Origin of the sequence: Desulfovibrio sp. (genome assembly GCF_019424165.1) — a bacterium.
In the GTDB taxonomy this organism is placed as follows: domain Bacteria; phylum Desulfobacterota; class Desulfovibrionia; order Desulfovibrionales; family Desulfovibrionaceae; genus Desulfovibrio.
In genome coordinates this window covers 1-7833 of the sequence record NZ_JAHZAA010000059.1, presented here as the reverse complement: position 1 = coordinate 7833, position 7833 = coordinate 1, and the positions used below count along the sequence as shown (strand labels likewise).

5 protein-coding genes and 1 pseudogene are annotated in these 7833 nt (G+C 52.9%); 1 reads left to right on the top strand and 5 read right to left on the bottom strand.

All coding sequences use genetic code 11. The features are described from left to right. Positions 1 to 802 (top strand): annotated as a pseudogene (locus tag QZ377_RS12310) (NADP-specific glutamate dehydrogenase); the annotation flags it as partial. Positions 803 to 1178: 376 nt separating this feature from the next. Here QZ377_RS12310 and QZ377_RS12305 read toward each other — a convergent pair. The 5 genes from QZ377_RS12305 to QZ377_RS12285 form a co-directional block, all read right to left on the bottom strand. Beyond that, positions 1179 to 2405, bottom strand: coding sequence for an LL-diaminopimelate aminotransferase (locus QZ377_RS12305; protein WP_291441500.1), 1227 nt, complete (start codon positions 2403 to 2405; stop codon positions 1179 to 1181). Positions 2406 to 2425: 20 nt separating this feature from the next. Then, a complete protein-coding gene (gene dapF / locus QZ377_RS12300) occupies positions 2426 to 3289 on the bottom strand; it encodes a diaminopimelate epimerase (RefSeq protein WP_291441499.1) in 864 nt (287 codons plus the stop codon). Positions 3290 to 3636: 347 nt separating this feature from the next. Next, positions 3637 to 5829, bottom strand: coding sequence for a glutamine synthetase III (locus QZ377_RS12295; RefSeq protein ID WP_291441498.1), 2193 nt, complete (start codon positions 5827 to 5829; stop codon positions 3637 to 3639). Positions 5830 to 5883: 54 nt separating this feature from the next. Then, positions 5884 to 6222: a P-II family nitrogen regulator gene (locus tag QZ377_RS12290; RefSeq protein WP_291441497.1), complete on the bottom strand. Its 339-nt coding sequence runs from the start codon at positions 6220 to 6222 to the stop codon at positions 5884 to 5886. 18 nt (positions 6223 to 6240) lie between these two features. Next, positions 6241 to 7446, bottom strand: coding sequence for an ammonium transporter (locus QZ377_RS12285; protein WP_291441495.1), 1206 nt, complete (start codon positions 7444 to 7446; stop codon positions 6241 to 6243). Positions 7447 to 7833: the final 387 nt, after the last annotated feature.

The window sequence follows — 7833 nt, the reverse complement described above, 5'->3', positions numbered from 1 at the left end:
TACCCAGAGCTACGAAGGCGTGTTGACAGGGAAAAATCCCCTGTTCGGCGGCTCCCTGGCCCGCACTGAGGCCACCGGTTATGGTGCTGTATACTTTGCCCAGAGCATGCTTGAAGGTAAGGGGCAAAGCCTGGAAGGTAAAAAATGCGCTGTATCCGGCGCGGGCAACGTAGCTATCTACTGCTGTGAAAAGCTTTATCAGGTAGGAGCTACCCCGCTTACCGTTTCTGACTCACGCGGCATGATTTACGACCCTGAAGGCATCAACATCGATGTGCTCAAGCAAGTCAAGGAAGTTGAGCGCGAATCCCTGACCCGCTACGCAGAGCTGGTTTCTTCCGCGGTGTATACTCCGACCAGTGAATACCCTGACGGCCGCAATGCCGTGTGGTCTGTTCCCTGCTATGCGGCATTTCCCAGCGCGACCCAGAATGAACTGAACCTTGAAGACGCCAAAGTTCTGCTTGCCAACGGCTGCCAGTGTGTTGCCGAGGGGGCCAATATGCCCTCTACCCTTGATGCGGTGCATGCTTTTCTTAAAGCCGGCATCTGCTATGGCCCCGCCAAGGCAGCCAATGCCGGCGGCGTTGCCACCAGCCAGCTTGAAATGGCCCAGAACGCCAGCATGCAAAGCTGGTCTTTTGAAGAGGTGGACAACAAGCTTCATGAAATCATGCGCAATATCTATATGAGCGCCGCTGAAACGGCCAAAGAATTCGGAGAGCCCGGCAACCTTGTGATGGGCGCCAATATCGCCGGCTTTCGCAAGGTCGCCAACGCCATGGTGGCTCAGGGAGTATAACGGCAGAGCTTTCTTGATCTGTCTTTTGCAAGCCGGAAGCCCTGCGGGGTTTCCGGCTTTTTGTGTGCATGCGCTCTCTTGCCGGCATGCTTGCCCGAAAAAGATCAACAAAAAGTGCTGTTCATAACCTTGCTGATTTTTCTATTATAAGAACCTGCGCCAGTCAGCCGGATTTTAACGCATTACAAGGCACAGTTGCCGTAACAGCATTGCAGCAAAAACATGTTTTCATAAAATGCGCTTAAAAAACAGGGCAGGACAACAATGCATAACCGTTGTCCCGCCCTGTTCAAAACAACAAGACCCGAGAGGCTTGCGCGGCGAACGCCAGACATTCCGCCGCCCTCAATCATTTTCTACGATCAAGCTAAAAATATCAGCACAAAGAGCGTAGCCTCTGTATGGCTTCTTCCGTATCCTCAGGTGAACCGAAAGCCGTCAGGCGCACATAGCCCTCGCCCGAAATGCCGAAACCTGCTCCCGGGGTGCAGACCAGCCCTGCCTGCTGCAGCAGCCTGTCAAAAAAGCCCCAGGAATTTGTGTCGTCAGGCACACGTACCCAGATATAGGGGGCATTCACGCCGCCGTATACGGCAAAGCCCATTTCACGTCCCGCCGTGCGCCGCATGGCGGCATTGCGCTGATAGCCTGCAATAATCCCCATGATTTCACTTTGCCCCCGTTCACTATACACGGCTTCGGCGGCACGTTGCACTATATAGGGGCAACCGTTGTACTTGGTGCACTGGCGACGATTCCAAAGCGCGTTAAGGCTTACGGAGCCGCTCTTGCCATCACTGATGCGCAGAGCCTTGGGTACTACGGTATAGGCGCAACGCAGGCCGGTAAATCCGGCTGTTTTTGAAAAACTGCGAAATTCTACCGCAACCTCTTCCGCACCATCAATCTCGTAGATGCTGTGAGGAATGTCAGCTTCGGTGATAAAAGCCTCATAGGCAGAATCATACAAAATGACGCAGCCCTCGCGTCTGGCGTAGTCCACCCATCCTTGTAGGGCCGCGCGTGAAAGCACTGTACCTGTAGGATTATTAGGGTAACAAAGATAGATTATATCCGGTCGGGTGGCAGGAAAGCCCGGTACGAAGTCATTTTCTTTTACGCATGGAAGATAGACAATTCTGCTCCATTGCTTGTCCTTCATTTCGCCCGAGCGCCCTGCCATAACATTGGAATCGACATATACCGGATACACAGGGTCGGTAACTGCCACAATGCTGTCCTGAGCAAAAAGCTCCTGAAAATTTCCCACATCGGGCTTCGCACCATCGCTGACGAATATTTCATCGGGGGCAAGGGTAACGCCACGCGCCTTATAGTCATACTGCATAATGACATCACGCAAAAAAGCATACCCCTGTTCCGGACCATACCCGCGAAAAAGCGCAGCATCACCCATTTCATCCACGGCCTTGTGCAAAGCCTGAATGACAGATGGCGGCAAGGGACGTGTAACATCGCCTATGCCCAGGCTGATAACGCGCCTGTCAGGGTTGGCATCCTTAAACGCCGCAACCTTGCGAGCGATATCCGCAAAAAGATAGTTACTCTGAAGCTTGAGAAAATTGCTGTTTACGATAGCCATGCCATCCTCTTCATTCGGGTTCAGATGTAGTATTCGCCGGAAAAAACGGTTACCGCGCCGCCGGTCATGTACACATGATTGCTGGCTTCATCCCAATGGATATGCAAGGAACCGCCTTTAAGCTCCACCTCCACATCACGCCCCGCGTACCCGTTCAGCACGCAGGCAACGGCAACGGCGCAGGCTCCGGTTCCGCAGGCAAGCGTTTCGCCTGCGCCGCGCTCCCAAACGCGCATGCGTACCTTGGTGGAAGAGATGACTTCCACAAATTCCGTATTGGTGCGTTTGGGAAACAAAGGATGATGTTCAAAGCGCGGCCCGATACGAGGAAGATCAAGGTCGTCGATACCCTTCATGAAAATAACGGCGTGAGGATTGCCCATCGATATGGCGGTTATTTCATACAACTGACCATTTACGTCCACGGGGCGGGCCACAAAATGCTGCTGGCTGCCGTCTCCGGAGGTCTCGGTGAGCACGGGAATTCTGGCGGGATTCAACTCAGGCTCACCCATATCGACCGTAGCGCCGCAAACTTTTCCCGCTTCAAACAGAAGGCGAACAATCTTGACGCCCGCGCGGGTTTCTACCGTAATAACATCTTTGACCTGTATGCCGTGATCATAAACGTATTTGCCTACGCAACGCACTGCATTGCCGCACATTTCCGATTCGGAACCGTCAGCGTTGAACATGCGCATGCGCACATCGGCCGTTGCAGATGGCAAAATAAGCACAAGTCCGTCAGATCCGATGCCGAAATGGCGATCGCTGATTTTTCTGGCGAGTTCTCCCGGGCTGTCAATACGCTCTTGAAAGCCATTGATATAAACATAGTCATTGCCGATGCCCTGCATCTTCGTAAAGCGCAATGCCACAGCCATAGTCACTCCTTTTTTTTCAAAGGCGCTCAAGCGCCCCTAAAAAACATCTTTGACAATAGGATGTATAAAGAAAGTATTCCCATTCAAATCAAAAGTAAACGCGGCGCACTCGCGCCGTAGTGAAAGGCGAAGAGCCGCCAGACTCTCCGCCTTGTGGCTCCGGTCAGTGTCGTTCGTTGCGGCAAACGACACTGGCCGGAGACCCCCTGCGGCATGCGCAAGGGCTGACGGCATGAAAGCCACGCTCCCCCCCGGGATGAGGCTTCTGCCCTCAACTTTTCAAAAGCTGTTGCTGTTCTAAGCCTCCGCAATGATTTTATTTGGAACAATACTGAGGTTCTTCGGCCTTAATGCGACCACAGCAACTCTGCATACTTGGGCAGCACCCACAGGGTGTCGTCAACAAGCCCTTCAAGGCTATCGGCATGTTCACGGCACCGGCTCATGGCAGTAAGAATGCCATCCCTGGCCGCTTTGGCTTCTTCCAGAACACCGCTAATTGCAACTGTGCTGGAAATGGCATGTTCCAGTTCGTCCATGCTATTTTGCAGCGCAGCTATATGTGTATGCAGTTTATTAAAATATATTTCTTCGGTTGCAGCGACATTGCCTCCCAATACAGCACGTGTCTTGATTACAGCATCGGCAGCGCGTGATTGAGCTTCAATACATTGAGGCAATACTGAAGTGCGTAGCATATCCAGCATCAAATTTCCTTCAATGCAAATCGTTTTGCAATAATTTTCAAGCAATATTTCCTGACGAGAAAGTATTTCACGCTCTGTAAGAATACCATGTCGCAAAAAAACATTCATGACATCCGGGTCACTATAATGCTCCAGAGCTGTTACCGTATTGCTGTGGTTGGGCAAACCGCGTCTGGATGCTTCGGCTTTCCACGATTCCGCATATCCGTTTCCATTAAAAACAACCGGCATGTGTGCTTTAAACATGCGCGGCAGCAGCTCCTGAAGCGCGGCATTAAGATCAGCCCCGGCGGATATGGAAGCCTCAAGCTCGGTAGCAATGTCATCCAGGGCGCAGGCAACAGCGGCGTTGAGCACAATATTGACCGGGGCAACCGACTGCGATGAGCCAACAGAACGGAATTCAAACTTGTTGCCCGTAAAGGCAAAAGGGCTTGTCCGGTTGCGGTCGGAGAGGTCCACCGGCAAGGGCGGCAGTGTTGAAACACCCACCTCCATAAAACCGCTTTTTTTACTTTTTGGTCCATGACCGCTGATGATGCCGTCCAGTACCCCTGTGAGCTGCTCGCCGAGATAGACGGAAAGAATAGCCGGAGGAGCCTCATTGGCACCAAGGCGATGATCATTGCCCGCACCGATGGTTCCGAGCCGCAAAGCTGTACCGTGCTTATGCACCGCACGCAGTACCGCAGCCAGAAAAACCAGAAACTGCGCATTGTCTTGCGGCGTTGTGCCGGGATTGAGCAGGTTCTGCCCGTCTGAGTCACTCATAGACCAGTTATTGTGCTTGCCGCTGCCGTTTACACCGGCAAAGGGTTTTTCATGCAGCAGACAAACAAAACCGTGCCTTGCGGCCATATGCCGCATCATGTTCATCGTGAGCATATTATGATCGCAGGCAATGTTGGCCTCTTCATAAACCGGAGCCAGCTCAAACTGGCCCGGGGCCACTTCATTATGCCTTGTTTTTGCAGGAATGCCCAAAGCGAGCAGCTCTTTTTCCACATCCTGCATAAAGCTCATTACGCGGGCCGGGATGGCGCCAAAGTAATGGTCTTCCATCTCCTGCCCCTTGGCGGACGGCGCTCCCAGCAAGGTGCGCCCTGCCAGCAGCAGATCGGGCCGCAAGGCCGCAAGGTTTTTATCAACAAGAAAGTATTCCTGTTCCGGCCCCACCATGGCGCGCACATACGCCGCCGACTCGTTGCCGAAAAGGCGAAGTATGCGCATGGCCTGCCGGGACAAGGCAGAGATGGAACGCAGCAACGGAATTTTGCGATCCAGCGCCTCACCGGAATACGAGTAAAAGTATGTAGGAATGTGCAGTGTCGCCCCATAAGGCGCAGGAATAATGAAAACCGGCACACTGGGGTCCCAGGCGGTATAACCGCGAGCCTCAAAGGTGGAGCGGATGCCGCCCGAAGGAAAGGACGAGGCGTCAGGCTCGCCGCTGATAAGCATTTTGCCTGAAAATTCGCTGATGACCTGCCCATCGGATGCCGGAGACAGAAAGGCATCATGCTTTTCGGCCGTAAGGCCCGTCATCGGGTGAAACCAGTGCGTGTAATGGGTTGCCCCATTTTCTATGGCCCAGTCCTTCATGGCATTGGCAACCACGTCGGCAATATCCGGATTCAAGCGCTCACCATCACGAATGGTTTTGGCAAGCTTGCTGTACACATCCTTGGGCAGACGCTTTCGCATGGTAGAAAGACCGAAAACATAACGGCCAAAGTTGTCTTCCGCGCGGCAGCCAGGCCCATCACTGTGCACAGGGACTACAGGGGCGGTATTAATGGCCATGAATAAAGCTTTTTTACGGATGGAACTCATTGCCTGTTCTCCTTATCTCATTTGAAAATGTGAAGCCTTGCCGTCACTTCCGGCCTACAGGGCCTCATCACCACGTTGGCCTGTGCGGATGCGCACGGCATCAGCCACGTCGCTGATAAAAATTTTTCCGTCTCCCACCTGCCCTGTGCGTGCGGTGAGCATAACTGCGTTCACTACCGGTTCAAGCATGGCGTCATGCAGCACCACTTCAATCTTTATCTTGGGCAGGCAGTCCACCTGCATGATGGAGCCACGGTATACTTCAGTGTGACCGCGTTGCCGCCCAAACCCCTTTATTTCCGTATAGTTCAATCCGTGAATTCCCAACTCTGAAAGCACATCCCTGACTTTTTCAAACATGCCGGGACGGATAATTATTTCGAGCTTTTTCATAGCGCTGCCTCTCCCGGATTACAGATTATAACCGCGTTCATTGTGTTCGCCGAGGTCAAGGCCGCTGTATTCCTCCTCGGGGGCAACCCGCAATCCAACCACGGCATCCACCAGACGGACGATAATGCGGGTGGCAACGTAAACAAAAGTCCAGGTACCCGCGATGGACACAAGCTGTATCCAGACCTGGCCGGGATTACCGTAAAAAAGGCCGTCCACACCGTTGATGGCCGCGCTGGCGAACAAGCCTGTAGCCAACGCACCCCAGGTCCCGCCAAGACCATGTATGCCCACTACGTCAAGGGCGTCGTCATAGCCGAATCGGTTCTTCAGCAACACACCGCCATAGCACACCATTCCGCCAATAAAACCTATAAGCATGGCCGGCAGCACCTCTACAAAGCCCGCACCAGGGGTGATGGCCACAAGCCCTGCCAAAGCGCCGGAAATTGCTCCTAAGCTGGTAGGCTTGCCCGTGTGCTTCCACTCAACGATTATCCAGCCAAGGATGCCGCATGCCGCCGCCATGTGCGTTGTCACCAGAGCCTGCCCCGCAAGGGTTCCTGCGGCCAGCGCACTGCCTGCGTTAAAGCCGAACCAGCCGAACCAGAGGATACCGCCGCCAAGAAGCGTCAATGGCAGATTGTGGGGAACGTGCCGCGATCCGGTTGAAATTCTGGGGCCCAAAGCCTGGGCGCAGGCAAGCGCGGCGGCTCCCGAAGACATGTGCACCACAGCGCCACCGGCAAAGTCCAGAGCGCCCATCCGGCCCATCCAGCCGCCGCCCCACACCCAGTGGGCCACAGGGGCGTAGACAAAGAGTAACCATAAGGCAGAGAAGAGCAGCATGGCGGAAAAGCGCATACGTTCTGCGTAAGCTCCTGAAATCAAGGCCACTGTGAGCACAGCAAACATACACTGAAAACCCATAAAAACAGTATGGGGCAACTGCGGCGCCATAGGGGCGGGATTGCTGTTCACCCCGTCAAGCAGGGCAAACTTGAAGTTGCCCACAAGGCCGCCGATATCGTCGCCAAAGGCCAGCGTGTAGCCCACAAGCGCCCAGAGCACGGAAACAAGCCCAAGGCAGGCATAACTATACATATGGGTGGAAAGAACATTGCGTGAACGGACCAGGCCGCCATAAAACAGCGCGAGGGCCGGAATCATAAGCATGACCATGGTGGCGCAGATAATGACAAAGGCAGTATCAGGGGCATTCATAGGGCATCCTTGATCATTACGCACAAGATATGCGTGTTGCTGAATCTCTTCAGCGGCCCGGCGCCGGATCCGCAGCAGCGACACAGTATCGCTGTCTGCCCCACTAAAAGCATTATCTGTGCCAAAACAAGTATGGATCTTAAAATTACAGATAATATATTTATATTAATGAATATTTATTTTTAAAAAAAGCGGCAATCTTCATTCGTTCGTTTGCTTGCTGGACTATTTTTTACATTTATGTAGAAAAAAATAGCCCCTGTGCCAGCAGGAAAGGTCTTTTCGAGCATAATCGAATAAAATAATATTATATAAGCATGTTATAGTTTTATACATTTTGGTAACTTTTTATGATCAATATGCTATCTCAACCTTAAAAATCATTAT

Excerpts from the sequence above, each read along its gene's own strand:
- QZ377_RS12305 (WP_291441500.1), bottom strand. The coding sequence starts at position 2,405 with ATGGCTATCGTAAACAGCAATTTTCTCAAGCTTCAGAGTAACTATCTT.
- dapF (WP_291441499.1), bottom strand. The coding sequence starts at position 3,289 with ATGGCTGTGGCATTGCGCTTTACGAAGATGCAGGGCATCGGCAATGAC.
- QZ377_RS12295 (WP_291441498.1), bottom strand. The coding sequence starts at position 5,829 with ATGAGTTCCATCCGTAAAAAAGCTTTATTCATGGCCATTAATACCGCC.
- QZ377_RS12290 (WP_291441497.1), bottom strand. The coding sequence starts at position 6,222 with ATGAAAAAGCTCGAAATAATTATCCGTCCCGGCATGTTTGAAAAAGTC.
- QZ377_RS12285 (WP_291441495.1), bottom strand. The coding sequence starts at position 7,446 with ATGAATGCCCCTGATACTGCCTTTGTCATTATCTGCGCCACCATGGTC.